This window comes from Streptomyces sp. NPDC005551 (genome assembly GCF_042871785.1).
Lineage (GTDB): Bacteria > Actinomycetota > Actinomycetes > Streptomycetales > Streptomycetaceae > Streptomyces.
This window is the reverse complement of sequence record NZ_JBIAJE010000006.1, coordinates 252300-277557: the sequence shown is the minus strand read 5'-3', so window position 1 is coordinate 277557 and position 25258 is coordinate 252300. Positions and strand designations below refer to the sequence as shown.

Annotated in this window: 22 protein-coding genes and 2 tRNA genes; 6 read left to right on the top strand and 18 right to left on the bottom strand. The window is 70.8% G+C overall.

Going from position 1 to position 25258, the window contains the following annotated elements:
- Positions 1 to 69: 69 nt before the first annotated feature.
- Positions 70 to 1521 (bottom strand): catalase, encoded by a 1452-nt coding sequence (locus tag ACFYP4_RS19285; RefSeq protein WP_388786456.1) that lies wholly within the window; start codon positions 1519 to 1521, stop codon positions 70 to 72.
- 144 nt (positions 1522 to 1665) lie between these two features.
- On the opposite strand from ACFYP4_RS19285, the gene ACFYP4_RS19280 reads away from it, so the two are divergent.
- Positions 1666 to 2082 (top strand): Fur family transcriptional regulator, encoded by a 417-nt coding sequence (locus ACFYP4_RS19280; RefSeq protein ID WP_388786454.1) that lies wholly within the window; start codon positions 1666 to 1668, stop codon positions 2080 to 2082.
- A 129-nt stretch (positions 2083 to 2211) separates the two neighbouring features.
- Here ACFYP4_RS19280 and ACFYP4_RS19275 read toward each other — a convergent pair.
- The 4 genes from ACFYP4_RS19275 to ACFYP4_RS19260 form a co-directional block, all read right to left on the bottom strand.
- Positions 2212 to 2285, bottom strand: a tRNA-Met gene (locus tag ACFYP4_RS19275).
- 473 nt (positions 2286 to 2758) lie between these two features.
- The gene (locus ACFYP4_RS19270) at positions 2759 to 4570 is read right to left on the bottom strand and encodes a tetratricopeptide repeat protein (RefSeq protein ID WP_358850153.1); all 1812 of its coding nucleotides are present in this window, start codon (positions 4568 to 4570) and stop codon (positions 2759 to 2761) included.
- Between the two features lie 371 nt (positions 4571 to 4941).
- Positions 4942 to 5015: transfer RNA gene (locus tag ACFYP4_RS19265), tRNA-Met, on the bottom strand.
- A gap of 43 nt (positions 5016 to 5058) precedes the next feature.
- Positions 5059 to 8025: a UPF0182 family protein gene (locus tag ACFYP4_RS19260; protein WP_358850298.1), complete on the bottom strand. Its 2967-nt coding sequence runs from the start codon at positions 8023 to 8025 to the stop codon at positions 5059 to 5061.
- Positions 8026 to 8162: 137 nt separating this feature from the next.
- Between ACFYP4_RS19260 and ACFYP4_RS19255 the strand changes: the two genes are divergently transcribed.
- Positions 8163 to 8705 (top strand): PPA1309 family protein, encoded by a 543-nt coding sequence (locus ACFYP4_RS19255; RefSeq protein ID WP_358850154.1) that lies wholly within the window; start codon positions 8163 to 8165, stop codon positions 8703 to 8705.
- 111 nt (positions 8706 to 8816) lie between these two features.
- On the opposite strand, the gene ACFYP4_RS19250 is transcribed toward ACFYP4_RS19255, so the two are convergent.
- The 4 genes from ACFYP4_RS19250 to ACFYP4_RS19235 form a co-directional block, all read right to left on the bottom strand.
- Positions 8817 to 9914 (bottom strand): PDZ domain-containing protein, encoded by a 1098-nt coding sequence (locus ACFYP4_RS19250; protein ID WP_388786451.1) that lies wholly within the window; start codon positions 9912 to 9914, stop codon positions 8817 to 8819.
- Between the two features lie 66 nt (positions 9915 to 9980).
- Positions 9981 to 10145: a hypothetical protein gene (locus tag ACFYP4_RS19245; RefSeq protein ID WP_355781820.1), complete on the bottom strand. Its 165-nt coding sequence runs from the start codon at positions 10143 to 10145 to the stop codon at positions 9981 to 9983.
- A gap of 322 nt (positions 10146 to 10467) precedes the next feature.
- Positions 10468 to 10929, bottom strand: coding sequence for a molybdenum cofactor biosynthesis protein MoaE (locus ACFYP4_RS19240; RefSeq protein WP_358850156.1), 462 nt, complete (start codon positions 10927 to 10929; stop codon positions 10468 to 10470).
- Positions 10930 to 11112: 183 nt separating this feature from the next.
- Positions 11113 to 12225 carry an SDR family oxidoreductase gene (locus tag ACFYP4_RS19235; protein ID WP_358850157.1) on the bottom strand — a complete coding sequence of 371 codons (1113 nt, stop codon included), beginning with the start codon at positions 12223 to 12225 and terminating at the stop codon, positions 11113 to 11115.
- Between the two features lie 192 nt (positions 12226 to 12417).
- Here ACFYP4_RS19235 and ACFYP4_RS19230 point away from each other — a divergent pair, with 192 nt between their 5' ends.
- Both ACFYP4_RS19230 and ACFYP4_RS19225 read left to right on the top strand, forming a co-directional pair.
- Entirely contained in the window at positions 12418 to 13899 is a 1482-nt protein-coding gene (locus ACFYP4_RS19230; RefSeq protein WP_358850158.1) for a zinc-dependent metalloprotease, read from the top strand.
- Positions 13896 to 14417: an NUDIX hydrolase gene (locus tag ACFYP4_RS19225; protein ID WP_358850159.1), complete on the top strand. Its 522-nt coding sequence runs from the start codon at positions 13896 to 13898 to the stop codon at positions 14415 to 14417. Before ACFYP4_RS19230 ends, ACFYP4_RS19225 begins: the two co-directional genes overlap by 4 nt.
- A 75-nt stretch (positions 14418 to 14492) precedes the next feature.
- Here the strand turns inward: ACFYP4_RS19225 and ACFYP4_RS19220 are convergent, their stop codons facing one another.
- The 4 genes from ACFYP4_RS19220 to ACFYP4_RS19205 form a co-directional block, all read right to left on the bottom strand.
- Positions 14493 to 15248, bottom strand: a complete 756-nt coding sequence (locus tag ACFYP4_RS19220; protein WP_358850160.1) for an AIM24 family protein — start codon at positions 15246 to 15248, stop codon at positions 14493 to 14495.
- Positions 15249 to 15264: 16 nt separating this feature from the next.
- On the bottom strand, positions 15265 to 15945 hold the full coding sequence (locus ACFYP4_RS19215) for an AIM24 family protein (RefSeq protein WP_358850161.1): 681 nt from the start codon (positions 15943 to 15945) through the stop codon (positions 15265 to 15267).
- Between the two features lie 11 nt (positions 15946 to 15956).
- A complete protein-coding gene (locus tag ACFYP4_RS19210) occupies positions 15957 to 17654 on the bottom strand; it encodes a TerD family protein (RefSeq protein ID WP_388786447.1) in 1698 nt (565 codons plus the stop codon).
- A gap of 139 nt (positions 17655 to 17793) precedes the next feature.
- Complete coding sequence (locus ACFYP4_RS19205; protein WP_358850163.1) at positions 17794 to 18390, bottom strand: M48 family metallopeptidase; 597 nt, start codon at positions 18388 to 18390, stop codon at positions 17794 to 17796.
- Between the two features lie 218 nt (positions 18391 to 18608).
- On the opposite strand from ACFYP4_RS19205, the gene ACFYP4_RS19200 reads away from it, so the two are divergent.
- Together ACFYP4_RS19200 and ACFYP4_RS19195 are read left to right on the top strand one after the other, a co-directional pair.
- Positions 18609 to 19901 (top strand): TOMM precursor leader peptide-binding protein, encoded by a 1293-nt coding sequence (locus ACFYP4_RS19200; protein WP_388786444.1) that lies wholly within the window; start codon positions 18609 to 18611, stop codon positions 19899 to 19901.
- A complete protein-coding gene (locus tag ACFYP4_RS19195) occupies positions 19894 to 21264 on the top strand; it encodes an AarF/ABC1/UbiB kinase family protein (protein ID WP_358850165.1) in 1371 nt (456 codons plus the stop codon). Before ACFYP4_RS19200 ends, ACFYP4_RS19195 begins: the two co-directional genes overlap by 8 nt.
- Positions 21265 to 21270: 6 nt before the next feature.
- On the opposite strand, the gene ACFYP4_RS19190 is transcribed toward ACFYP4_RS19195, so the two are convergent.
- The 5 genes from ACFYP4_RS19190 to ACFYP4_RS19170 form a co-directional block, all read right to left on the bottom strand.
- Positions 21271 to 21495, bottom strand: a complete 225-nt coding sequence (locus ACFYP4_RS19190; RefSeq protein WP_358850166.1) for a hypothetical protein — start codon at positions 21493 to 21495, stop codon at positions 21271 to 21273.
- A 114-nt stretch (positions 21496 to 21609) separates the two neighbouring features.
- Positions 21610 to 21933: a hypothetical protein gene (locus tag ACFYP4_RS19185; protein WP_358850167.1), complete on the bottom strand. Its 324-nt coding sequence runs from the start codon at positions 21931 to 21933 to the stop codon at positions 21610 to 21612.
- A complete protein-coding gene (locus ACFYP4_RS19180; protein WP_358850168.1) occupies positions 21930 to 22298 on the bottom strand; it encodes a WhiB family transcriptional regulator in 369 nt (122 codons plus the stop codon). The genes ACFYP4_RS19185 and ACFYP4_RS19180 overlap by 4 nt, the downstream gene beginning before the upstream one ends.
- A 175-nt stretch (positions 22299 to 22473) precedes the next feature.
- On the bottom strand, positions 22474 to 22794 hold the full coding sequence (locus ACFYP4_RS19175; protein WP_358850169.1) for a hypothetical protein: 321 nt from the start codon (positions 22792 to 22794) through the stop codon (positions 22474 to 22476).
- Positions 22795 to 22957: 163 nt separating this feature from the next.
- Positions 22958 to 25210 carry an ATP-dependent DNA helicase UvrD2 gene (locus tag ACFYP4_RS19170; protein ID WP_358850170.1) on the bottom strand — a complete coding sequence of 751 codons (2253 nt, stop codon included), beginning with the start codon at positions 25208 to 25210 and terminating at the stop codon, positions 22958 to 22960.
- Between the last annotated feature and the right edge of the window lie 48 nt (positions 25211 to 25258).

Genomic DNA, 25258 nt, shown 5'->3' with positions numbered 1-25258 from the left:
GCACGAGCGGGCCGGACCCCCTCCCGGGGATCCGGCCCGCTGCCCACGACAAGCGATCCAGTGCTGTACTCAGCCGCGCAGGGCCTGGACCGCGGCCTCCAGCCGCTTGCCGAAGTCCCCGTCGGCCTGACGGAAGTTGCTGATCGCGCGCTCGGCGATGTCGTCGCGCGAGACCTTGGCGATGAAGCCCGCCAGGTTGTCGACCAGACGGCCCTTCTCGTCCTCGGACATCAGACGGTAGAGGTTGCCCGCCTGCACGAAGTCGTTGTCCTCGGCGTGGACGGGCGCCTCGCTGTTGCCCGTGACCCCGGTGACCGGGACCGGCTGCCACAGCGGACGCTCCGACTGGAACGGGCCGCCGAAGCTGTTCGGCTCGTAGTTCTTCGCGCCCTTGTGACGGCCGTCGTACAGGAAGCCGTCACGGGAGTGGGTGCGCGCCTCGGTGGCGTGCGGGCGGTTCACCGGCAGGTGGTCGGCGTTGATGCCGACGCGGTAGCGGTGGGCGTCGCCGTACGCGAACAGACGGCCCTGGAGCATCTTGTCCGGGGACGGGCCGATGCCGGGCACGAAGTGGGCCGGACTGAAGATCGACTGCTCGACCTCGGCGAAGACGTTCTCCGGGTTGCGGTTGAGCTCCAGCTTGCCGAACTCGACGACCGGGTAGTCGGCGTGCGGCCAGACCTTGGTGAGGTCGAACGGGTTGAAGCGGTAGTGCGCCGCCTCGGCCGCCGGCATGATCTGCACGCCCACGGTCCACGTGGGGAAGTCGCCGCGTTCGATCGCCTCACGCAGGTCCCGCTGGTGCGAGTCCGGGTCGACCCCGGAGAGCCGCACGGCCTCCTCGGTCGTCAGGTTCTTGATGCCCTGGTCGGTCTTGAAGTGGTACTTGACCCAGAAGGCCTCGCCCGCCTCGTTGTTCCACTGGTAGGTGTGCGAGCCGAAGCCGTCCATGTGGCGGTACGAGGCCGGGATGCCGCGGTCACCGAAGAGCCAGGTCACCTGGTGGGTGCTCTCCGGGCTGAGGCCCCAGAAGTCCCAGACGTTGTCCGCCTCCTGCGAGCCCGTGTACGGGTCGCGCTTCTGGGTGTGGATGAAGTCGGGGAACTTGATGGCGTCCTTGATGAAGAACACCGGGGTGTTGTTGCCGACGAGGTCGTAGTTGCCCTCCTCGGTGTAGAACTTCAGGGCCCAGCCGCGGGGGTCGCGCACCGCGTCCGCGGAGCCGAGGTTGCCGGCCACGGTGGAGAAGCGCAGGAAGGTCTCGGTCTGCTTGCCGACCTCGGAGAGGAACGCGGCACGCGTCCACTGCGAGACGTCACGGGTGAGCGTGAAGGTGCCGTACGCCCCGGCACCACGGGCGTGCACGACGCGCTCCGGGATGCGCTCACGGTTGAAGTGGGCGAGCTTCTCGAGGAGCAGCTGGTCCTGCACGAGGACGGGCCCGCCCACGCCCGCGGTCTCGCTGTTCTGATTGTCGGCGACCGGCGCGCCGGCCTCCGTCGTGAGCGGTCCCTGCGTCACGTGCGCCTCCTGCGTCATACCTGTCCGTTCCTGTCCCTTGGCCAATGCCGAACTCGATCCTACAATAGACAATGTCTAAGTCAAGGGACCTTCCAAAGTCACACCTGTTCGGGATCTGGTCCCCCTGCTGTTAGGCTGGTGCGCATGAGTGACCTGTTGGAACGATTGCGTGGACGCGGCTGGCGCATGACCGCGCAGCGCCGTGTCGTCGCCGAGGTCCTCGACGGCGATCACGTTCACCTGACGGCCGACGAGGTGCATGCGCGGGCCGTCGCGAAGCTGCCCGAGATCTCCCGGGCCACCGTGTACAACACGCTGGGTGAGCTGGTCTCGCTCGGCGAGGTGCTGGAAGTGGCCACGGACAAGCGCGCCAAGCGCTACGACCCGAACGCCCACCGGCCCCACCACCACCTGGTGTGCGCGAAGTGCGGCGCGATCAAGGACGTCCACCCGGGCGGCAACCCGCTCGCCGACCTCCCCGACTCCGAGCGCTTCGGCTTCACGGTCTCGGACGTCGAGGTGACGTACCGCGGCGTCTGCCCGAACTGCGCGGCAGCCTGACCCACCGCTCACACGAAAGCCCCGGCACCCATGGGCGCCGGGGCTTTCGCATACGAACGTCTGGGCTTTCGCATACGAACACATACACCGAAGGCCCGGAACCATTGGTTCCGGGCCTTCGGCCTTCAGTAGCGGGGACAGGATTTGAACCTGCGACCTCTGGGTTATGAGCCCAGCGAGCTACCGAGCTGCTCCACCCCGCGTCGGTGAAATGAACACTACGTCAACCGTGTGCACGCATGCAAATCACTTCTGGTTTCGCCCGACTGGACGCCCGAGCCCGCCCCAACCGGCACCCGAGGACGAGGCCAACCCAGCCCGTCCGGCGCTTGAGGACGAGGCCGCAGACCAATCCAGCCCGTCCGGCGCTTGAGGACGAGGCCGAAGGCCAATCCAGCCCGTCCGGCGCTTGAGGACGAGGCCGAAGGCCGACACGGGGGTCTGGGGGCGGAGCCCCCAGGAACGGGACGGGAAGGGGCGGAGGGGGCGAACAAACCCCGCTCACACCCCCGCACCACCGCCGGCACCCGCGCAGCCAAGACGGGCACCGCACCCCACCCACCCGACGCGACTCACGCAGGCCACGGGGCTAACGCGGCTCACGGGGCTCACGGGGCTCACGGCCAACGCGGGCCCCACGGCTCACCGCACACGCAGGCCACGCAGGCCCCGCGGCTCACGCCGTCAACTCCTGCCGCAACGCATCCCGCAACCGAGCCGCCCGCTCGGACACTTCCGCCGGCCCCAGCGACACCGCACGATCCGCCCATCGCTGGCCCTCCGCAAGCTCCCCACGACGCGCGTAGACGAGCGCGAGCCGAAGCGCGGCCCGCCCGTGCCCCGCGTCGGCCGCCCGGGTCCACCACAGCGCCGCCTCGGGCTCGCTCCCCTCACGCGCCAGCAGCAGCCCGAGGTTGAACGCCCCGTTCCGCGATCCGGCCTCCGCGGCCTCGCGGTACCACCGGGCCGCCTCCACGACATCGCCCCGCGCGGCGGCCAGCATCCCGACGCGCACCTGCGCCCGCCGGTGCCCCTGGGAGGCCGCCCGCTCGTACCACTCCTCGCACTCGCTCTTCTCGTACGCCGGCTCCCCCAGCTCGTGCGCGGGCGCCGGGGGCCGCCGGGCGTCGAGCACGGACGCGAGCCGGTACGCGGCCTCCGCGCTGCCACCGCCCGCAGCGCACCGCAGATGCCGCTCGGCGGCCGGCTCGTCACCCTCCCGCAGCCGGGCGATGGCGACCTGGAGCGCCGCCTCGGTGTGCCCCGCGGCAGCCGCCCGCTCGTACCAGCGCAGCGCGGCGGCCTCACCCTCCTCGCCCCGCCCCGCGTGCAGGATGCCCAGGTTGAACGCGGCGTCCACGCTGCCGGCCTCGGCCGCCTTGGAGAACCAGGGCTCGGCCCCGGCCGCGTCGCCGACCTGGAGGAGCAGGATGGCCAGCGCGTTCGCCGCCTCGCGGTGTCCGGCGTAGGCGGCGCGCCGGTACCACTGCTCGGCCTGCGCCGTGCGTCCCTGCTCGGCGCAGAGCAGGCCCAGGTTGTACGCCCCGTTCACGTCACCCGCGTCCAGGGCCGCCCGGTACCACCGCTCGGCGGTCTGGTGCTCGCCACGCTCGGCGTGCAGCGCGCCCAGGGCGTTGGCCGCGTTGCCGTCGCCGTCCTGGGCGGCCCGCAGCCACCACACGGCGGCGCTCTCACTGTCGCCCGCGTCCCGCAGCAGGAATCCGAGCGCGCAGGCGGCCCGGGCCTCACCGTCCTTGGCGGACGTCAGGTACCAGCGTCCGGCCTCCTTGAGGTCGCCGCGCTTCTCCAGGATCGCCCCGAGGTGCAGCGCGGCCCGCCGGTGGCCGCGCGCGGCGGCCTGCCGGTACCACTGGGCGGCCTCCTCCCCACCTGCGCCGATGACACCGTTGTCGGCGCCGACCTCGCCCGCGTCGACGGCCCTGCGGTCCAGGGTGCGCGCCAGCCGGTAGGCGGCCTCGCGGTGCCCGCGCTCCGCGGCGGCCCGCAGCCACCGCTCGGCGCCGACGTCGCCGCGGTGCTCCAGGAGGTCCGCGAGTGCGTACGCGCCGAGGGCGTGGCCCTGCTCGGCGGCCTGTCGCAGCCAGTACTCGGCGGCGGGCTCGTCACCCCGCTCGCGGTGGTGGCGCCCGAGCGCGTGCGCGGCGGCGGCGGAGCCGGCGACGGCGGCGATCCGCCACCAGCCCGCGGCCTCGTCGGCGTACCCGCGCTGATGCAGGAGGACACCCAGGTTGTTGGCGGCGGCGCGGTCACCGGCAGCGGTGGCCGCGCGCAGGTGAGGCTCGGCTCCGTCGAGATCGCCACGGCGCAGCAGCATGGCTCCGAGGACGCTCATCGCCTCGACGTCGCCGGCTTCCGCGGCGAGCCGCTGACGTGCCTCCTCGACAGCTTCGCCGGTTTCGTCCCGGCCGGAAGGCTGCACAAAACGCCCTGTATCCAACAGAGTTGCCTTGTCCCCCATAACGTCCATCGTCGCACCACCTGCAACCTGGGTACACCTGGTATACCGCAGTCAGTGAGGTCACTTCAGCGTTTTGTCGACATGCCCACAGAGAGACAAGTCAAACACAGATCGGCCAACTCGCCGCACAGGAAGCGGTCTTCGCGCGCGTCGCCATCCAACTCCGTACGTACGTCCACATCTTCCGTACGCGCGTCCCACGAGGTACCCGTACAGGTCCCCGACGGCCGCGCGCACGTCCCAGCGCACCTGCCCCGCCCACGCCGGGGCACGCGCAAGTCCCGGAATCAGGCACGCCCGCTCCCCGCTCCCCGCTCCCGTGCGCGCACGCACACACAGCGAAGGCCCGGATCCATAGGATCCGGGCCTTCGCCTTTCAGTAGCGGGGACAGGATTTGAACCTGCGACCTCTGGGTTATGAGCCCAGCGAGCTACCGAGCTGCTCCACCCCGCGCCGTTGTGTTGCAACCGTACCACGGCGCGGGGAGGGCTCCGGTTCAGCCGCCCCCGGAGTTCTTGTCGCTGCTCTTGTCCCCGTCCCTGGGCGTGTCCTTGGAGGTGTCCTTGTCGGCGCCGCTGCCGCCGGCACCGCCGGCCTTGTCGGCCTTGTCGGCCTTGGCCTGCGCGTCCTCGGCCTGCTGCAGCGCGTCCTCGAGATCCTTCTGCGCTTTGCCGTACGCCTCCCAGTCGCCCTTCTTGAGGGCGGCCTGGCCGTCGTCGAAGGCCTTCTGGGCGTCGTCGAGGGCCTGTTGCACCGTCGGGTCCTGCGACGTCGGCGGCTTGGTCCCCTCGCCCTCACCCGGCGGCTCCTGGGTCGCGCCCTCGGATCCGAAGACCTTGTTGAGCGCTTCGCCCAGCGTGTCCTCGAAGGCCGTCGCCCCGCCGTAGGTCACCAACACCTTCCGCAGCAGCGGGTACTTGAGGCCACCACCGCGTACGTAGACCGGCTCCACGTAGAGCAGTCCTCCGTCGAGCGGCACCGTCAGCAGGTTGCCGTACTCGACTTCCGAGTCACCGCCTCTGAGAAGCCTGATGGACTCGGCAATGGACGGCTCGGAGTTGAACTGGCTCTGCACCCGCTTCGGTCCGTCGACCGTTCTGCCCGTGGGCAGTTTCAGGATGCTGATCTTGCCGTACTCCTCCGTGCCGGCCTCGGCGTTGACAGACATGAAGGCGCTCAGGTTGTCCCGGCCGTTCGGTGTGAGCGTCGTCGTCAGAGAGAACGCCTGGGAGTCCTTGCCGGGCAGCTTCATGCTCAGGTAGTACGGCGGCACGGCGTTGCCCGACTTGTTGGTCGGGTCGTCCGGGACCTGCCACACCTCACTGCCGCTGAGGAACGTCTGGGCGTCCTTCACGTGGTACCGGGTGAGCAGCTCGCGCTGGACCTTGAACAGGTCCTGCGGATAACGGAGATGGTCCATGAGGGCCTGCGGGATGTCCCCCTTCGACTTCACCGTCCCCGGGAAGGCCTTCTTCCAGGTCTTCAGGACCGGGTCCTTGGTGTCCCACTCGTAGAGCGTCACCTTTCCGGTGTACGCGTCGACGGTCGCCTTCACCGAGTTGCGGATGTAGTTGACCTGGTTCTGCTGGGCCACCACCGCACGCTGGTTGTTGGCGGCGGTCAGCGAGTCGGCCGTCGTGTCGCCGAGGGTGGTGCGGGAGGCGTACGGATAGCCGTTGGTGGTCGTGTACGCGTCGACGATCCACTGGATCCTGTCGCCGACGACCGCCGGGTAGGCGTCACCGTCGATGGTCAGCCACGGCGCGACCGCCTCGACGCGCTCCTTGGGCGTGCGGTTGTACAGGATCCGCGACCCCTCGCCGATCGCGCCGGAGTAGAGGATCTGCGGTTCGCTGAACGCCACCGCGTACGCGGCCCGGTTGACCGGGCTGGAGAGGTTGACCCCGCTCTTGCCCTGGTAGCTGGTCGTCTTCTCGCCGTTGTCGTCGGAGTAGTCGATCTCCTTCTGCGGCCCGCCGACGATCGAGTACTGGGTGGTCTTCTCGCCGTAGTAGACCCGCTGCTGGTACTCACCGAGGTTGCCCTTGGACGGCAGGTCGTACTCGGTGAACTCCGGGCGGCCCTCGGCGTCGGCCGCGGTTCCCTTGGCGGCGACCACGCCGTACCCGTGGGTGTAGCGGAAGTGGTCGTTGATCCAGTTGTTCTTCGGGATGCCCTGGAGATTCAGCTCGCGCAGACCGATGACCGTGTCCTGGTCCTTGCCGTCCTTGCTGTAGCGGTCGACGTCCAGGTTCGACGGGAACGCGTAGTAGTTGCGCACCTGCTGGAGCTGCTGGAACGTCGGCGAGACGACGTTCGGGTCCAGCAGACGGATGCTCGCGGCACCGTCGGCGTCCTTGCGCAGCTTGCTCTTGTCGTCGGTGTCGCTGCGGCCCGCGTACTCCTTCACCTGGGCACCGTCGATGCCGTAGGCCTCGCGGGTCGCCTGGAGGTTCTTCTCGACGTACGGCGCTTCCTTGGCCTGCTCGTTCGGCTGGACCTGGAACTTCTGGACGATCGCCGGGTACAGCCCGCCGATGAGGATCGCCGAGAGCACCATCAGGCCGAAGCCGATGACGGGCAGCTGCCAGGTGCGCCGCCACAGGGTGGCGAAGAACAGCACAGCGCAGATCACGGCGATGCAGAAAAGGATCGTCTTGGCCGGCAGGTACGCGTTGGCGTCGACGTACCTGAGGCCCGTCCAGTTGCCCGTGGCCTTGAAGTCACTGGACTTCACGGCGAGCCCGTACCGGTCGAGCCAGTACGCGACCGCCTTCAGCGCGACGAAGATGCCGAGGAGCACCGAGAGATGCCCGGTGGCCGCGGCCGTGGCACGCGCGCCGGGGCTGGTGATCCGCAGCCCTCCGTAGAGATAGTGCGTGAGCGCGGCGGCGATCAGCGAGAGCACCGCGGCGGCGAAGCCGAAGCCCAGCAGGAAGCGGTACCACGGCAGGTCGAAGGCGTAGAAGGAGACGTCGAGGTGGAACTGGGGGTCCTTCTGGTGGAAGGGGACTCCGTTCACCCACATCAGCCACGTGCGCCACTGGCCCGCGGCGGACGCGCCCGCGATCAGCCCGACGAGCGAGGTGACCCCGAGGAGCAGCCACCGCTTGTAGGGCGCGATGCCCATGCGGTACCGGTCGAGGCTCTGCTGCTCCATCGACATCGCGCTCAGCGGCGGGCGCAGCCGGTGCGCCAGCCAGACGTTCACGCCGACCGCGGCCGCCATCAGCAGCCCGAAGACGAAGAAGAGCCCGATCTTGGTCCACAGCGTGGTCGTGAACACGGACGAGTAGTCGACCGACCGGTACCAGAGCCAGTCCGTCCAGAACCCCGCGAACATGGTGAACGCCATGGCCAGTACGGCCAGGACGCCCAGCGTCATCAGCAGGGTCCGGACACGCCGGGACGGGCGGCCCACTCTGATCCGTGGCCCCGTCGGGCCTCCGCCGCGGTCCGGCATCTGGAAAGCCAAGGTGCGCACCTCGAAGTTCGCTGTTGATCCGTCAGGCCCCCGAGATCGTGGACCCACACCTATGCAACTTACTCACGCTTTACTCGGTTCCCGCTTCCGGGTACTTCCGAGGCAGGATTGTGACCATGTCCAACACTCCCATGGCAGCGAGCCCGCTCACCCGGGCCGTACTCGAGATCGACGAGTACGCCTCCGGCCTCGGCTGGGACCAGCCCGCTCGTCTCTTCGCCCTCGTAGACACCGCACGACTGCGCGCCCAGGAGCCCGGTCTCGCGGCGCAGCTCGGCCTCGGGGACGAGCAGCAGACCACCGCTTTCACCCCCATCGAGCAGGACGAGGTTCCCGCCGACAAGCCGCTGGACGAGTTCCTCGGCACCATCGCCTGGCCGGACGCGGTCGTCGGCTGCGCGCTGACCGTGGAGCGGCTGATGCTGCCGCCGTCGGCGGAGGCCTCGGTCCCGGAGGGTCTCAGCGACAAGAAGCTCGCGCAGTGGGTGGCCGAGCACCCGGACCGGCAGGAGGTCCGGATGACGGTCGCGGTGCTGCGCGACGGCTCGCGCGACTCCGCGCTGCGGCTGCGTGCCAAGGACGCGCCCACGGAGGTGCTGACGGGTTCCGCGCTGGTGCCCGGTCTCGCGGAAGCCCTGTCGGCCACTTTCGCGGACTGACCGCCTCCCGCTCACGTCTGCACGAGGCTTCCCGTACGGCGACGGGGGCGCGCCCGGTTCCGGGTGCGCCCCGGTCCGTGTACCCGTTCGTGTCCGGGGCGTTCTTCGCGGTCAGCCCTTGGACGTGCACTTCGGCAGGCCGGCGGTGTCACCGGAGCGGATGTCCTTCAGGGCGTCCAGCGCGTCGTCGATGGTGTGCACCTTGACGAGCGTGAGGCCGTCGGGGGTGTCCTTGGCGGCGGCCGCGCAGTTCTCCTTGGGCGTCAGGAAGTACCGGGCGCCCTTGTCGCGGGCGCCGACCGTCTTCATCTCGATGCCGCCGATCGGGCCGACGGTGCCCTCGTCGTCGATGGTGCCGGTGCCGGCGACGAACCTGCCGCCCGTCAGGTTCCCCGGCGTCAGCTTGTCGACGATGCCGAGGGCGAACATCAGGCCGGCGCTGGGGCCGCCGACGTCGGCGAGCTTGATGTCGATGGTGAACGGGAACGTGTGATCGGTCCCGGCGGAGATGCCGACGATGGCGCGGGCCTCGCCGGTGTCGTCGGACTTGTCGGTGGTGATCGTGACGTCCTCGGTGCGGGTCGCCGTCCTGTTCGCCTTCTCGGCGGCGGCCTGTTCCTTGGCGGGCACGATCGTGAAGACGACCTTCTCACCCGGCTTGTGCCTGGTGACCAGCTTCGCCACGTCCTCGGGTGCCTTCACGACCGTGCCGTCGACGGACTTGATGACGTCACCCGCGTGCAGCTCGCCCTCGGCGGGGGTGCCCTTGAGGACCGTCGAGACGATCACCCAGGACTTCACCGGGATGTCCAGCTCCTTGAGGGCCACGACCTTGGCGCTCTCCTGGGACTGGCTGAACTCCTCGGCGTTCTCCTGCGTCGACTGCTCCTCGGTCTTGCCGTCCGGGTAGAGCGTGTCGTGCGGCACGATCTTGTTGTCGTGCGCCAGCCATCCGTAGACCGCCTCGACGAGGTTCATCCTGTAGTCGGCGCTGGTGACCCTGACCGTCGTCATGTTGAGGTGACCGGTCGTGGGGTACGTCTTGCGGCCCGAGACCTGCAGCACCGGCTCGCCCGCGTGCTCACCGAGCGTGTTCACCGTCGGCCCGGGTGACATCTCCGAGTACGGCACGTCGATGAACACTCCCGCGCACAGGAGTGCGATCAGCATCAGGGTGGAGGCGAGCATCGTCGCGGTGCGGCGTGGCATGGAACGACAGTACGGGACCGCGCCGACAGCGCACTGCGGGGGCCGTCCGTCCGTGGTGGGCCTCGGTCACGTCCCGGAGTGGGACTTCTCCATGGCCTCACGGAAGCGCGTGTAGCCCGCCAGTTCGGTGCCGTCTCCCGTGGTCTTGCGATTACGGCCGACCCAACTGCCCCACAGACCGGCACCGATCGCAGCGAACAGCGGAATCAGCAACCAGGCGAGCGCCGCCATACCGACCTCCCGACCCCATGAGCGACCGCAACTGAGTGATCAGCAGATTAACCATCCGCTCGGTCAACGCTCATGCCAGGGGTGCGGTTACGCAACCGGAAGACCGGGCGGGGGTGAGGAGTTCGGGGATCGCCACCCCTTGCCTCCGGCTGTGGAGGCCGCCTCGGTTCGGCAGGCGGCCTCCGGAGCCGGAGATGCTTCGGTCCAGCCGGCGGCCTCCACAGCCGGAGATGCTTCACTCCAGCCGGCGGCCTCCGCAGCCGGAGGTGCTTCGGTCCAGCCGGATGTGCACGGCCCTTCGGCTCGGCAGGCCGGCTTTCGGTCAGCAGGCGCCGACCCATTCCTCCGTGCCGTCGGAGAACGTCTGGTGCTTCCAGATCGGCACCTCGTGCTTGAGGTCGTCGATCAGCTTGCGGCACGCCTCGAAGGCCTCCCCCCGGTGCGGACAGGACACGGCGACGACCACCGCGAGATCTCCGACGGCCAGGTCACCCACACGGTGGACCGCGGCCAGGGCCCGCACCGGATAGTCGGCGGTGACCTTCTCGGCGATCCGCCGCATCTGCGCCTCGGCCGTGGGATGGCACGAGTACCCGAGCCGGTCGACGTCGGCGCCGCCGTCGTGATTGCGCACGGTCCCGACGAAGAGCGCGGTTCCGCCCGCGGCGTCGTCCCCGACGGCCCGGAAGACCTCGTCCAGGGAGAGCGGCGTCTCACGGATGGCGAGCAGCCTGATGGGATCCTGTGCCGCCTGCTCGCCCGGGTGGTCAAACGTAGGTGCCATGAGCCCATCGTGCCGCACGCCGCCGACAGGGCGGAATAGCGCTTTCGCCCGGCACGCGCGCGTAGCCGTTTGGAGCCTCCTACAGGAGCCGGCCTGCCGGACGGGCACGCTTCGACGCGGGCCCCCGACGAGCCGGGCGGCACCCGGAGGGACGCCGACCGGGCCGATTCCGCGGCACCGACGTCAGATCCGGCGCCGGGCCTTGCGGGCCCGGCGGACGAGGGCCGCCGTACCGAGCAGGGCGACCGTCGCTCCCGCGGCTCCCGCGGCGGTCGCGTCCTTGCGGCCCAGCCGCCGCCCGGCCAGCGTGCGCCTCCCGGTGACCTCCTCCAGCAGCTCGGCGAGGACCTCCTCGTTGCTCCACCGGGGCCGCCAGCCGGCGTCGTGCAGCCGGTTCCCGCTGACCACCCACGGATACATCGTGTAGGCCAGGTCACCGGCGGGCGAAGGGGTGAGGCCGATCCGGTGCAGCCGGGCGGCCGCCCCGAGCGCCACGGCGGACGGCAGCTCCATGCGCCGGATACCGCTGAGTTCCTCGACCTCCTCCTGCTCCAGCCACCCGTCGCACCCGACGACCAGCTCCCCGTCGACCTTCTCCAGGACGGCGTACTCCAGAGCGCTGCACAGGTCCTCGACGTGACAGAACTGCCAGGCGGGCCGCGAACCGGCCACGACCAGCAGACGCGGCGACTCGAAGTACCTGGTCAGCGCCGTGTCGGTGCCACCGACCAGCACCGCGGGGCGGGCGACGGTGACGTTCAGGCCGGGGTGGGCGCGAGGGGCGCGCCGCGCGAGCCGCTCGATCTCCAGGAGGTCCCCGACGCCCGTGGCCTCGGCGGTCGCCCGAAGTTCGGCGTCCTCGGAGAGGGGCAGTTCGTTGTCCGGCAGCGCCCCGTAGACCATCGACGAGGTGCACAGCACCACCCGGTGCACCCCGGCGGCGGCGGCCGCCGTGAGCACCGTCTGCGTCCCCCGGACGTTGTAGGCGGTGCGTGCCGCCGGGTCGCTCTCGAGGTCCAGGTCCAGCGCCAGGTGGACGACGACGTCCGCGCCGCGCAGCCGCTCGGCGATGGCCGGGTCCCGTACGTCGAGGATGTGCCACTGGGCGCCGGCGCACTCGCCGCGCCGCTCGTCGATGGCGATGACCTGTTTGATCTCCTCACTGGCGGCCAGCCGCTCGGTGAGGAGCGCGCCCATGCCGGACGCCGCGCCGGTGACGGCGACGACGGGCCCGCGGGCGGCCGGGCTGGTAGAAGGGTTTCGCGCTGCGCGAACCTGCGGATCTGGGGAACTCACCGGGCGTCTCCAGCGGTTGTCTTCAGTAATGAACGCGCGTGACGCGTGCGTACCAGGTGGCATCCATCCTGCCGCAGGCCGACCGTCGGCGGAGCACCGAGGCCCGATCGGCCCATGGTGTCTACGCTGGGTGGTGTTGTCGGGCAGCCGCCGTCGGGAAAGAACCGGCGGCCTTACCAGCCGAGGAATCCCGTGAGTGACACCCCATTCGGATTCGGCCTTCCGCCGGAGGAGCCGGAGAACGGCGACGAGGGCAAGAAGAAGGACCAGGAGAGCGGCGGTGGGCAGGGACCGGCCAACCCGTTCGGCTTCGGGTTCCCCGGCGCCGGCGGTCCCGGCGCCGACAATCCGCTCGCCGCGATGTTCGGTTCCCTGAACCCCAACGACCTGGGCGCCGCGTTCCAGCAGCTGGGCCAGATGCTCTCGTACGAGGGCGGCCCGGTGAACTGGGACATGGCCAAGCAGATCGCCCGCCAGACGGTCGCCCAGGGCACGTCGGACGGCACCAAGGACGCGAGCGTCGGCCCCGCCGAGCGTTCGGCGGTCCAGGAGGCCGTCCGGCTGGCCGACCACTGGCTGGACGACGCGACGTCCCTGCCGTCCGGGGCCGGATCCGCCGTGGCCTGGAGCCGCGCGGAGTGGGTCGAGGCGACCCTCCCGGTCTGGAAGGAACTGGTCGATCCGGTCGCCGAGCGCGTCGGCGCGGCCATGGGCGACGTGCTGCCCGAGGAGATGCAGGCCATGGCGGGCCCGCTGATCGGCATGATGCGCTCCATGGGCGGCGCCATGTTCGGCACGCAGATCGGGCAGGCCGTGGGCGTGCTCGCGGGCGAGGTCGTCGGCTCCACCGACATCGGCCTGCCGCTCGGTCCGGCCGGAAAGGCCGCCCTGCTTCCGCTGAACATCGAGGCGTTCGGCAAGGACCTGGGCATCCCCCAGGAGGAGGTACGGCTCTATCTCGCGCTGCGCGAGGCCGCCCACCAGCGCCTCTTCGCGCACGTGCCGTGGCTGCGCTCGCACCTGTTCGGCGCGGTCGAAGGCTATGCGCGCGGGATCAAGGTCGACACCGCCAAGCTGGAGGACGTGGTCGGCCAGTTCGACCCGCAGAATCCGGAGCAGCTCCAGGACGCCCTCCAGCAGGGCATGTTCCAGCCGGAGGACACCCCGGAGCAGAAGGCCGCTCTCGCCCGCCTGGAGACGGCCCTCGCGCTCGTCGAGGGCTGGGTCGACGCGGTCGTGCACGCGGCGGCCAAGCCGCGGCTGTCGTCCGCCGACGCGCTGCGCGAGACGCTGCGCCGCCGCCGGGCCTCGGGCGGCCCTGCCGAACAGACGTTCGCGACCCTGATCGGGCTCGAGCTGCGGCCGCGCCGGCTGCGGGACGCCTCGCGGCTGTGGGCCTCCCTCTCCGACGCCCGCGGTGTCGACGGCCGGGACGGTCTGTGGGCCCACCCGGACATGCTCCCGACCTCGTCCGACCTGGACGACCCGGACGGCTTCGTACACCGCGAGCAGCTGGACTTCTCCGAGCTCGACAAGATGCTCGGCGAGGCGGCGGACGGCCCCGCGAAGCCGGACCTCGGGAAGCACGAGGCGGCACAGGCCCCGGACACCACGGCCGAGGACGAGAAAAAGGCCGGGGACGAGAACAAGGGCAAGGACGACGGCACCGAGTGACCCTCCACGACGACGCGGTCCTCGTACTGAAGGAGTACGAGGACCAGGAAGAGTTGCGCCAGGCCTATCTGGACCATCTGGAGGCCCACCCGGACGGCCTGTGGAAGGCGTGCACGGCCGGGCACCTCACGGCGAGCGCCCTGGTGGTCGACCCCGGGCACGGCCGCGTGCTGCTGACCCTGCACCGGAAGCTGCGCATGTGGCTCCAGATGGGCGGCCACTGCGAACCCGCGGACACCACGCTCGCGGCGGCCGCACTGCGCGAGGCCACGGAGGAGTCCGGCATCGCGGGCCTGACCCTGCTGCCGGGCGGACCGGTGCGCCTGGACCGGCATCCGATCCCGCCTCCGTGCCACTGCCACTTCGACGTCCAGTACGCGGTCCTCGCGCAGCCGGGCGCCGTGCAGGAGATCAGCGACGAGTCACTGGACCTGCGCTGGTTCTCGTACGACGAGGTCGCGGGCGTTGCGGACGCGTCGGTCGTCCGTCTGGTGGAAGCCACCCGGGCTCGGCTCTGAAGGCGTCCCGGCGGACGGGTGAGGGGCGGTCGCCATGGCGACCGCCCCTCACCCATGCCTTTGCGGAGGCACGTCTCAGCTCCAGGCGTTGCCCTGGTTCTGCGCGTGGGCGCCCTGCTGGCCCATGCCGTACTGCGCGCGCACGCCCTGGCCGATCTGGGCGTTCTGCGGCGGCAGCAGCTCGCTCGGCTGGACGAGGATGTACCCCTGGCCCATGAAGCTGAGCTCCCAGCCCTCACCGGTGCTGCCACGGCGCCGCCACACCCCGGAGGAGTGCGTCTGCGCCTGCATCTGCACCCGGAGCGCGGTCGACCAGGCGACGATCGCGTCCGCGTCGCAGTTGACGTACTTGTCCGGCGTGACCTGCATCATCAGCGGCATCCCGGACGTCATCAGGGCTACCTTGCCCCGGCCCGTGATGTTCAGCTGGTACTTGCCGGATCCCGAGATGCCGTACTGGCTGTCCACGGCGATGACCTCGTGGTGCAGCGAGGAGTCCATCGCGAGGACGTAACTGCTGTCGACGGTGAGACCGTCCTGGTCGATGTCGACCACGTGCACGTGCTGGGCCAGGTTCGCGAGATAGACCGTCCCCTGCCCGTGGCAGCGCATCAGGTCCAGGCCCTCACCGGTCACCGCACGCGAACGGCGCTGGCCGTTGTTCTGGTACTCGGCGTCGAACTCGACGAGCCCCTGGTAGGCGACCATGGTGCCCTTGCGGGCCAGGATGTCGTCGTGGCCCTCCAGAGCGACGCGCAGCATCTGCGAGTTCTGCAGGCTGTAGCGGTCCTGGGACTGCTGTTCGTTGTAGCCGAAAAGCGGGCTCTGCATGGTGTCCTGTTCCCCCTCAGCCCCGGATCCGGAGGCGGTCGGTGCTGTCCTCGCTGGGCTGGACGACGACGATGCCCTGCCCGGAGAACGCCATCTGGTACGCCTCGCCGCTGCCCCGCCCGAGCAGGGACTGCGCCTTGAAGCTGCGCTTGCCCTTGACCTTCAGGTTCGGGGACCAGGCGACGAGCGCGTCCGGGTCGACGTACGTCTCGTCCTCGCCGCCGCCGCAGTCCACGACGATCGGCTTGCCCCGGGAGGTCAGCGCCACCCAGCCCTGGCCGGAGATCTTGGTGTTCCACAGCCCCTGCCCCGCGAACTTGGCGAGCCCCTTGACGCGCTCGACACCCCAGGTGAGGTGCGCGTCGAAGGCGAGCAGGTTGGTGGCGTTGACGGAGATCGCGTCCCCGTTGAGGTTGATGACGACCACGTTGGCGCCGTAGTCGGCGAGATAGAGCAGGCCGTCACCGGAGCACTTCATGAGGGGCGCGCCCTCGCCGGTCATCCAGTCGCGCGCGATCTGGCGTACGGCCGGCGGATTGGGCTCGTACTGGACGAACCCCTCGTAGGCGACCATCGACCCCACGCGCGCGAGGAGGTCGTTTCCGGTCTGCATGGCGACCTTCAGCATGTGATTGCCGTGGTTCTCCATGCGGGCGGTGACGGGTGCCGGGGCGAAGCCCGCGAATGGCTGATTCATGACGGGCTCCCTCAGACCTCGTACGGCTGGACGACGATGAAATTGCCGGGCGCGCCCCGGAACTGCAGGTTCACGCTCTCGCCGGTGTCGCCCGGATAGGCGTTGCGGCGCATCCGCACCTGGCTGGAGACGATCACCTGGGAGGCCGCCGACCAGGCCACGACCGCGTTGCAGTCGGCGAACGTGGTGGGCGTGACCGGCAGCACGACGGGCGCGCCGTGGGTCTTCACCACGATCGTGCCGGTCCCCTGGAACTGCATCGTGAACAGCGCGCCCCCGGGGATGCCGTGCCCTTCGACGCGGCGCACCTCGTACTGGAGCGTCTCGTCGAAGGCGAGGACGTTCTCCGCGGACACACAGATCCCGTCACCCTGGAGTTCGATGGGGTGGAGCATCGTCGAGTTGTCGGCCAGGAAGACCTGGCCCCGGCCGGAACAGCGCATGAGCTGCATCTCCTGGCCGGTCGCGTTGCCCACGATCCGTCCGGCGAAGCCCGCTCCCTTGTAGCTGAAGTCGACCTTGCCCTGGTAGAGCACCATGCTGCCCTGCCGGGCGAGGACGGCCTGGTCCCCGCCGGCGCCGAGGTCGACCCGGACCAGCTTCTTGTTCTGCTGCGTCCACCGCTGGCCGGTGGGCGTCTCCTTGAAGGCCTGGAGCGCGGCGGCCACACCGGCGCCGCCCTGCGGGGCGCCCTGAGGAGCACCGTAGGACGCGGGCGCACCGGTCTGGCCGGGGACCTGTCCGTACGGAGGCTGCTGCCCGTAACCGGGAGGCGGGGCCTGCTGGCCGTAACCGGGGGGCGGGGCCTGCTGGCCGTAACCGGGGGGCGCGCTCGGGGCCTGCCCGTAGCCGGGCGGCATCGGGGCGCTCTGCCCGGGCGGCTGCTGTCCGTAGCCGGGCGGCGGACCGGGCTGGCCGGGCGGCTGCGCGTACGGCGCGGGTCCGGGCGGCGGCACGGTGCCACCGGGCGGCGTGAGCGGCGCGATAATGGTCGGCGCGGCGTGCACCGCGGGTGCCGGGGCGGGCGGCGGCGTGGCTCCCGCCGGCGGTGCGAAGCCCTGCGCGGCGGGTTGCGGCGCGGGGGCGGGGGCACCGAAGGCGGGCGGCGCGGTCCCCTGGGCGGGCGGTGCGAAGGACGGGGAGGCGCCGGTCTGCGGCTGCTGCGGGGCCGCGGGCTCCGCGTCGGCGACCTCGCCGCCGAAGTTCTTCAGCAGTGCGTCGAGTCCGCCGTCGAAGCCCTGTCCGACGGCTGCGAACCGCCATACGTCCTTGAGGTAGAAGTCGCCCAGCATGACGGCACGTTCCGTGGAGAACTCGGCGCCGCTGAACGCGTACCGGGCCACCTCCTCGCCGCCGGCGACGATGCGGAGGTATCCCGGAGCGATCTGCGACATCTGCCCGGCACCGTCGAGCGTCGCCGTGAACGACAGCTTGTGGATCTGCGGCGGGATCCTGTCGAGGGTGACGCGGAAGGACTCCGTGTCACCCGCCTGGGCGCCGAGGAGCTGGATGGACTCCTCGGGGGACTTCGGCTGGTTGAAGAAGACGAAGTACCGGTCGTCCGACAGCCGCTCGTCGGCGTCCAGACCGAAGCAGCTGATGTCGAAGGTCAGCCCGGGGCCGGTGATCTGCACGCCTACGTACAGATCGGTGCCCGCGGTGAGGTCACTGATCTTGGCCTTGTGGCCGCGCTGGAATTCCCTGGCCATGCGTAACGACCGTCCCCCATCCCGAATGCAAGTACGTCGCGTCAGGCTAACGGCAAACTCCGACAGCGGACGAAGCCGGTACAGACCCGGTACACAATCCCTGCCCGGGCTTCGCTCCGGCCGCCGGGGACGGGGGTCCTCAGTCGTCGGCCACGGCGGGCCGGTGGGGCAGCCGGTCGGCGGCGACCACTCCTTCGAGATAGCCGCGGGCCCGCTCGGTGCGGGGATACGCCTCGAGGAGCCGCCAGAAACGGGGCCCGTGGCCGGGTACGAGAAGATGCGCGAGCTCGTGGACCAGGACGTAGTCGACGACGTATTCCGGCATGCCCTGCAGCCGGTGCGAGAGCCGGATGCTGCCCTCGGAGGGGGTGCAGGAGCCCCAGCGCGTGTTCTGATTGGTGACCCAGCGGACCGACGTGGGACGGGCACGGCCGTCGAAGTACAGTCCGGAGAGCCGCGCAGCGCGCTCGGACAGCTCCCGGTCACCGAGTTTCCGCTTGCTCTCCTGCGCGGCCAGCTTGTCGAGCATGACGCTCACCCAGCGCTGCTCCTCCGCCTCGGACATCCGGGCGGGGATGAGCACGACGGTGCGATCGCCCTCGCGGTACGCGGAGACCGTTCTGCGTCGGCGAGCACTCCTGCGGACCTCGATCGCGGTCGCCCCCGTGCCGCCCGGCGGCAGGCTCGTCGTGCTGCGCTGTGGCTTTCCGGCGCGGTGCAGTGGGTCGGCGGGCACGCCCCGACGTTACCCGTTGCGCAGGGTGAAAGTCCCGCCTCCGGGACGGTTCCGTGGCGATCCGCACTCCGTGCGCTGGATTCGTACGACGAATGCGGCAGCCTGTGGACAACTTTCGGCACCGCGGCAGGCGGGGCGGGCATGCTGGCAGTCGTCGGCGGAGCTGGGCCGCTGTCCGCCGACGCACGGGGACCATCCGAGAGTTACGGGGGCCGGTCATGCATCCGATGGTGAAACCCGCGCTGCGGCGCGGCTGGCGGGATCTCAACACCGTGCAGTTCGGCATGGCACCGGCGCACGCGATAGTGCTGGGCCCGGTGGACACGGCGACGGGCAGTTTCCTGACCCTGCTGGACGGCACGCGCGGACTGCCGCTGCTGCGCGACGAGGGACGCCGGATGGGTCTGCCGGACGGTCATGTCGACGGCCTGGTCGAGCGGCTGGCCCGCTCCGGTCTGCTGGACGACGCGACGGGCGGCGGTCCCGCGGCCGACGCCCTCCGTGGGAAGCAGGCGGTCCTCGACCGGCTCCGGCCGGACCTCGCCTCCCTCTCCCTGGCCACTTCCGCGCCGGGCGAGGCGATCGAGCGCCTGGCCGCCCGCCGCTCCCTGCGGGTGCAGGTCCGGGGTGCGGGCCGGGTGGGCGTCGTGCTGGCCGCGCTGCTGGCGGGCGCGGGGGTGGGCGAGGTCCACGTCCGTGACGGCGGCCGGGTGGAGCCGGGTGATGTCGCTCCCGGAGGGCTGTCCGCCGAGTGCGTCGGCGAGCGGAGGGAGGACGCCGCCCGGCGGGCGGTGCGGAAAGCGGCCCCCGACCGGCGCCCGCGCCACCGGCGGGAACCCGCACCGCATCCAGCGGAGGACCGGACGCCGCCTTCCTCGGAGCCGGCCGGGCGGACCTGCGCCCCGGCGGGCCGGACGGCAGTCCCGCCGGACGAGTCCGGCTGGTCGCTGGTGATCCTCGCGCCCCGGGACGGACTGGCCGTCCACGCGCCCGACCCGGCCGCCGTCGAACCGCTGATCGTCTCCGGGACTCCGCACCTCTATGCCGGAGTCGTGGAGGGGACGGGTGTGGTGGGCCCTCTGGTACTGCCCGGCGAGACCGGATGCGCGGGCTGTCTCGACCGGGCCCGCACCGACCGGGACCAGACGTGGCCACGACTGGTCGCCCAGTGGCGGTCGGGCGGCCGTCGGCAGGCCCAGGCCTGCGACCTCGCCCTCGCGACTGCCGTCGCCGGGCTGGCCGCCGGCCACGCGCTCGCTTTCCTCGACGGAATGCCGCCCGTCGGCGCCGGGACGCGCTGGGAGGCCTCGGTGCCGACCCTGACCTGGCACGCACGGCCGGTGTGGCCGCACCCCGCGTGTCCGTGCGGGGCGGCGGGGAGAGGTAACGAAGAACACACCCCGGAGGACAGGGGACCGCACGAGACAATGGCGGAGCAACAGCCGCCGGCGGGGTCACGCCACGAGGCGCACGCCGCGCGGCTGTCTGGGACTTGGAGGGCGCATGTCTGATCTTCCGCGCAAGGCGGTCACCCGGACCGCCAAGCTCGCCGCGCTCCCGCTCGGCTTCGCCGGGCGGGCGACCTGGGGGCTGGGCAAACGCATCGGCGGGAAGTCGGCGGAGATCGTCGGCCGCGAACTCCAGCAGCGCACGGCGGAGCAGCTGTTCAAGGTGCTCGGTGAGCTGAAGGGCGGGGCGATGAAGTTCGGGCAGGCCCTGTCCGTCTTCGAGTCCGCGCTGCCCGAGGAGGTCGCGGGGCCCTACCGCGCGGCGCTCACCAAGCTGCAGGAGGCCGCGCCTCCGATGCCGACCCGGACCGTGCACTCCGTGCTGGAGAAGCGGCTCGGCGAGGACTGGCAGGAGCTCTTCCGGGAATTCGAGGACAAGCCCTCGGCGGCGGCCTCGATCGGCCAGGTGCACCGGGCGGTGTGGCACGACGGGCGCGAGGTCGCGGTCAAGGTGCAGTACCCGGGCGCGGGAGAGGCCCTCCTGTCGGACCTCACCCAACTCAGCCGTTTCGCGCGCCTGTTGGGTCCGCTGATTCCCGGGATGGACATCAAGCCGCTGATCACCGAACTGCGCGACCGGGTCTCGGAGGAGCTCGACTACGGCCTGGAGGCCCAGGCCCAGACGGCCCACGCGGAGGAGTTCGCCGACGACCCGGATGTGGTGGTCCCCGCCGTCGTCCACCAGTGCGAGCAGGTGCTGGTGACGGAGTGGATCGACGGGACACCGCTCTCGGAGGTGATCGCCGACGGCACGAGGGAGCAGCGTGACCGGGCCGGTCAGCTGCTGGCCCGTTTCTTGTTCTCGGGCCCCGCCCGCACCGGCCTGCTGCACGCCGACCCGCACCCGGGCAACTTCCGTCTCCTGCCGGACGAGAAGGCGGGCTGGCGGCTGGGCGTCCTCGACTTCGGCACCGTCGACCGGCTGCCGGGCGGTCTGCCCCCGACCATCGGCAGCTCCCTGCGCATGACCATCGACGGAGAAGCCGAGGCGGTCTACGGACTTCTGTGCACGGAGGGCTTCGTCAAGGAGTCCATAGAGCTGGACCCCGACGCGGTCCTCGACTACCTGCTCCCGATCATCGAACCGGCCCAGGCGGACGAGTTCACCTTCACCCGCGGCTGGATGCGCAGCCAGGCCGCGCGCATCGCCGACCCCCGGTCGCCCGCCCACCAGCTCGGCAGGCAGCTCAATCTGCCGCCGTCGTACCTGCTGATCCACCGGGTCACCCTCAGCACCATCGGCGTCCTGTGCCAGTTGGGTGCGACGGTGCGGCTCAGGGACGAACTGGAGGAGTGGCTGCCCGGTTTCCTCCCCGAGGAGGACACGCCGGACGAGTTGCTGGAGGAGGCAGCCGCGGAGGCGTGAAAGGACCTACCACCAGGCCGGGTCCAGGCGGCCCTCGATCGCCCGGAGGTTGGCTCGGACGCACCCGTCGCAGAGGTAGTGGGGGGTGCCGTTCTCCACGGAGCGCGTCCAGGTGAGCGGTGGCCCTTCGGCGGAGGTGCCGCAGCGGGCGCACACGATGATCACGGGCTCGGCCGTCTCGGCGGGCTTCGCGGAGGCGCTGTCGTCACTGTCCCCGGAAAGACTCGTCACCCGGCGACGATATCCCCGCGCCAAGCACTTCGGTACCTCACGCACCGCGGGGGCCGGTCCGTCCGGACCGGCCCCCGCTCTGAGGTGGTGTCTACTGCCCGCGACCGTTCGCGGTCACTGCATGACGGCCATGGCCAGCGCCCGGCGGGCGCGCATCGAGGCGCGCTCCGCACGGCGCTGCATCCGCCGGGCGGTGGCCAGGTGCACGGCCTGCCGTTCCCGCTCGGCTTCGTGCAGCCGCTCGTGCATATGCGCACGAGCCATGGCTTCTGGGATGAGTTGCATCTCTCGGGTCCTGTTCTGGCGCGAGTCGTGCGCACCGGTGGTGGAGAAGTCTGGAGTCGCGGAGCCGGCGGGCTCGGTGGTGGACGGCGTCATCGGGGCCTGCTTCTTGGGGTCGTTCGTGAGGGGGCGATCGATCGTTCCTACGGTGTTCATGCTGTGACCGGGTTCTTGCGCGGACGGCCACGCGGCCGCTTGCGGGCCACAACGACACCCTGGACGAAGAGCTCGCCACCCCAGACACCCCAGGGCTCACGCCGCTCCTTCGCCCCGGCGAGGCAGGCCTCGATCAGCGGGCAGGTGCGGCAGAGCGACTTGGCGTACTCGACATCGGCCGGCGACTCGGCGAAGAAGACCTCCGGGTCGTAGGAGCGGCAGGGGACGGGCACGCCGAGGTTCTCGATGGCGTCGTCGAGCGCGGTGAGCGCGGTGAGCGGAGTCACGGTGGAGTCCTCGGTGGGGCCGGGCGGGGCGATGGTCTCGGAAGGCGGTACGGACGGGGCGTGCGCTTCGAGTTGCACGGTTTGTTTTCCTCGTCTGGTCGTGCCGGCCGGTTGGCCGGTTGGCGGCTTGGTACCGGGGTCTTTTCTTGTCCCGAGGCCCCTTGGCTCCGGCTGTCCCCGGTCGGGGACAAACAGAAGGGCCGCGGATCCCGGGTGGGGTTCCGCGGCCCTGAAGGCGCCGGCCTGATCGAGATCAGGCTGGATCACTCCAGGGTTCAGGCCCACGGAAGGCCCACATCGTGTGGTGCTGCTTCGTCTGCTCCAGGGATCCGGCACCGGCCGCCGCAAAGGCATAGGTCCGCACCTGTGCCGTTACTGCTTCCAGTGCCTGGATCGGTCGCTCATTGCGCTCACGGATGGGAAGACCCGCGAGAGAAACGACGGACGCCGGACGGACGGCGGAGATGCCGGACAGACCGGTGCCCAGGTTCGGGGCGCCGAGCGTGCAAGCGGAGACGACCGAGCGATCGGTCATTTTGGCGGTGCTGGCGGAGCTGAAGTTGATGCTGATCACTGGAATCGCCTCCTCTCGGCGTCTAGAGGGACCGGGATGAACCGGTCCGACGGTTGTTAAGTACAGCACGGAACCAGGGCCTCGGAGAAGGCCGCCGTTTCCGTGTTAAGAACCTATGGGGAGCGCTGGGGCATGCGCAAACTATTTTCTCGACGAGTTTGAATCAATCAACTTCGTTGCCCCCTGCGGGTTCGCGACCTGCGCAGATGGCCAGAACGTCGGCTCCGAAGCGGTTGAGCTTGCGCACTCCGACGCCGGGGATCCGCGCCAGCACGCCCTCGTCGTCGGGCACCGACTCGGCGATGGCCATCAGCGTCTTGTCGGTGAAGACGCAGAAGGCCGGCTGCCCACTGCGCTGCGCCTGGACCGCCCGCCAGTCCCGCAGCCGCTCGTAGAGACCTTCGTCCATGTCCGAGGGGCAGTCCTCGCAGCGCATCAGCTTCATCTCACCGGCGTCCGTGAGCGTGCGGCCGCAGACCCGGCACCGGGCCGGGGTGCGGCTGGTGCGCCGCACCGCACTTCCGCCGGCGCTCCCGACGCCGCGTTCGACACCTCCCGCTCCGGCTGCCCCGCTGCGGCCCGCGGTGGCGACGGAGCCGGGGCGCAGCCCGTCGAGGAAACGGCTCGGTCGGCGGTTCGCACGGCCGCCGGGTGAGCGGGACAGCGCCCAGGAGACGAACAGCCGCTCTCTGGAGCGCGTGACGCCGACGTAGAGGAGGCGGCGCTCCTCCTCGATCTGTTCATCCGTCTTGGCGTAGGTGATCGGCATCATGCCCTCGGCGACACCGACCAGGAAGACGACGTCCCACTCCAGACCCTTGGCGGAGTGCAGCGAGGCGAGGGTGACGCCCTGGACGGTCGGAGCGTGCTGGGAACCGGCGCGCTCGTCGAGCTCCGCCACCAGGTCGCTCAGGGTGGCGTCGGGCTTGGCCGCGGCGAAGTCCTGCGCGAGATTCACCAGGGCGGCCAGCGATTCCCAGCGCTCTCTGACCGCTCCGGATCCGGCGGGCGGTCTGCTGGTCCAGCCCTCGCCCGAGAGGACCGCGCGGACCTGCGAGGGCAGGTCGACGACGTCGTCCAGGAGGGAGTCGTTGCCTCCGAAGCGGGCCGCGCCGCGCAGGGCGACTCCTGCCTTGCGCACCTCCGGGCGGTCGAAGAAGCGCTCGGCACCACGCAGCTGGTAGGGCACTCCGGCGTCGGCGAGGGCCTGTTCGTAGATCTCGGACTGGGAGTTCGTGCGGAAGAGGACGGCGATCTCCGCCGCCGGGACCCCGGAGGCGATCAGTTCGCGGATGCGGCGGGCCGCGCCCTCGGCCTCGGCGGGCTCGTCCGTGTACTCGGCGTAGACGGGTTCGGGGCCGGGGCCGCGCTGGGAGATCAGCTCCAGCCGGTGATCGGCCGCGCGGCCACGGGCCTGCGCGAGCAGTCCGTTCGCGAGACGGACGACCTGGGGCGAGGAGCGGTAGTCACGGACGAGCTTGACGACCGTGGCCTGCGGGTGGCGGGTGCGGAAGTCGAGCAGGTGGTCGGGGGTCGCGCCGGTGAAGGAGTAGATCGTCTGGCTGGCGTCACCGACGACGCAGAGGCTGTCGCGCTCGCCGAGCCACAGCTCCAGGAGGCGCTGCTGGAGCGGGCTGACGTCCTGGTACTCGTCGACCACGAAGTGCTGGTACTGGGAGCGGACCTGTTCGGCGATGTCGTGCCGGTCCTGCAGGATGGCGACGGTCAGCAGCAGGACGTCCTCGAAGTCGATGACGGCGCGGTCGCGCTTGAGGTCCTCGTAGGTGGAGTAGAGCTGGGCGATCTCCGCGGGGTCGCGCGGGGTTTCCCGGCCGGCCTTGGCGGACGCGGCCGCATAGTCGCCGGGGACGGTCTGGGTGACCTTGGACCACTCGATCTCCGCGGTCACGTCCCGCAGCTCGCCCCGGTCGAGACGGATGCGGCAGGCAGCCGCCGCGTCCGCGACGAGCTGGACCTTCCGGTCGATGAGACGGGGCATGCTGCCACCGACGGCTTTCGGCCAGAAGTACTGCAGCTGACGCAGGGCCGCCGAGTGGAAGGTGCGGGCCTGGACGCCGGAGGCGCCGAGCTGACGGAGGCGGCCGCGCATCTCTCCCGCGGCGCGGTTGGTGAAGGTGACGGCCAGCACGCTGGGGGGCTGGAGGATCCCCGCGCGCACCCCGTAGGCGATGCGGTGGGTGATCGCCCGCGTCTTGCCCGTGCCGGCGCCGGCCAGCACGCACACCGGACCGTGCAGGGCGGTGGCCACCTCGCGCTGCTCGGGGTCGAGCCCGTCGAGCACCGCGTCGGCCGTGTCCGGTACCTGCGGGAAGAGGGTGGAGTGCGTTGCTGCTGTCACACCGCCATGCTGCCAGGTCGCCGGAGACGGATGAGCCGGTTGTCCACAGGGGGGCACTCGTAGTCGTACTAATGCGGCAGGCGTCACAGCGGTCTCGCGGTCCGG

What these genes read in the sequence shown, in the direction of transcription:
- ACFYP4_RS19280 (WP_388786454.1), top strand. Translation starts at nt 1,666, where the DNA reads ATGAGTGACCTGTTGGAACGATTGCGTGGACGCGGCTGGCGCATGACC.
- ACFYP4_RS19270 (WP_358850153.1), bottom strand. Translation starts at nt 4,570, where the DNA reads ATGGACGTTATGGGGGACAAGGCAACTCTGTTGGATACAGGGCGTTTT.
- ACFYP4_RS19260 (WP_358850298.1), bottom strand. Translation starts at nt 8,025, where the DNA reads ATGCCGGACCGCGGCGGAGGCCCGACGGGGCCACGGATCAGAGTGGGC.
- ACFYP4_RS19255 (WP_358850154.1), top strand. Translation starts at nt 8,163, where the DNA reads ATGTCCAACACTCCCATGGCAGCGAGCCCGCTCACCCGGGCCGTACTC.
- ACFYP4_RS19250 (WP_388786451.1), bottom strand. Translation starts at nt 9,914, where the DNA reads ATGCCACGCCGCACCGCGACGATGCTCGCCTCCACCCTGATGCTGATC.
- ACFYP4_RS19245 (WP_355781820.1), bottom strand. Translation starts at nt 10,145, where the DNA reads ATGGCGGCGCTCGCCTGGTTGCTGATTCCGCTGTTCGCTGCGATCGGT.
- ACFYP4_RS19240 (WP_358850156.1), bottom strand. Translation starts at nt 10,929, where the DNA reads ATGGCACCTACGTTTGACCACCCGGGCGAGCAGGCGGCACAGGATCCC.
- ACFYP4_RS19220 (WP_358850160.1), bottom strand. Translation starts at nt 15,248, where the DNA reads ATGCAGAGCCCGCTTTTCGGCTACAACGAACAGCAGTCCCAGGACCGC.
- ACFYP4_RS19215 (WP_358850161.1), bottom strand. Translation starts at nt 15,945, where the DNA reads ATGAATCAGCCATTCGCGGGCTTCGCCCCGGCACCCGTCACCGCCCGC.
- ACFYP4_RS19210 (WP_388786447.1), bottom strand. Translation starts at nt 17,654, where the DNA reads ATGGCCAGGGAATTCCAGCGCGGCCACAAGGCCAAGATCAGTGACCTC.
- ACFYP4_RS19200 (WP_388786444.1), top strand. Translation starts at nt 18,609, where the DNA reads ATGCATCCGATGGTGAAACCCGCGCTGCGGCGCGGCTGGCGGGATCTC.
- ACFYP4_RS19195 (WP_358850165.1), top strand. Translation starts at nt 19,894, where the DNA reads ATGTCTGATCTTCCGCGCAAGGCGGTCACCCGGACCGCCAAGCTCGCC.
- ACFYP4_RS19185 (WP_358850167.1), bottom strand. Translation starts at nt 21,933, where the DNA reads ATGAACACCGTAGGAACGATCGATCGCCCCCTCACGAACGACCCCAAG.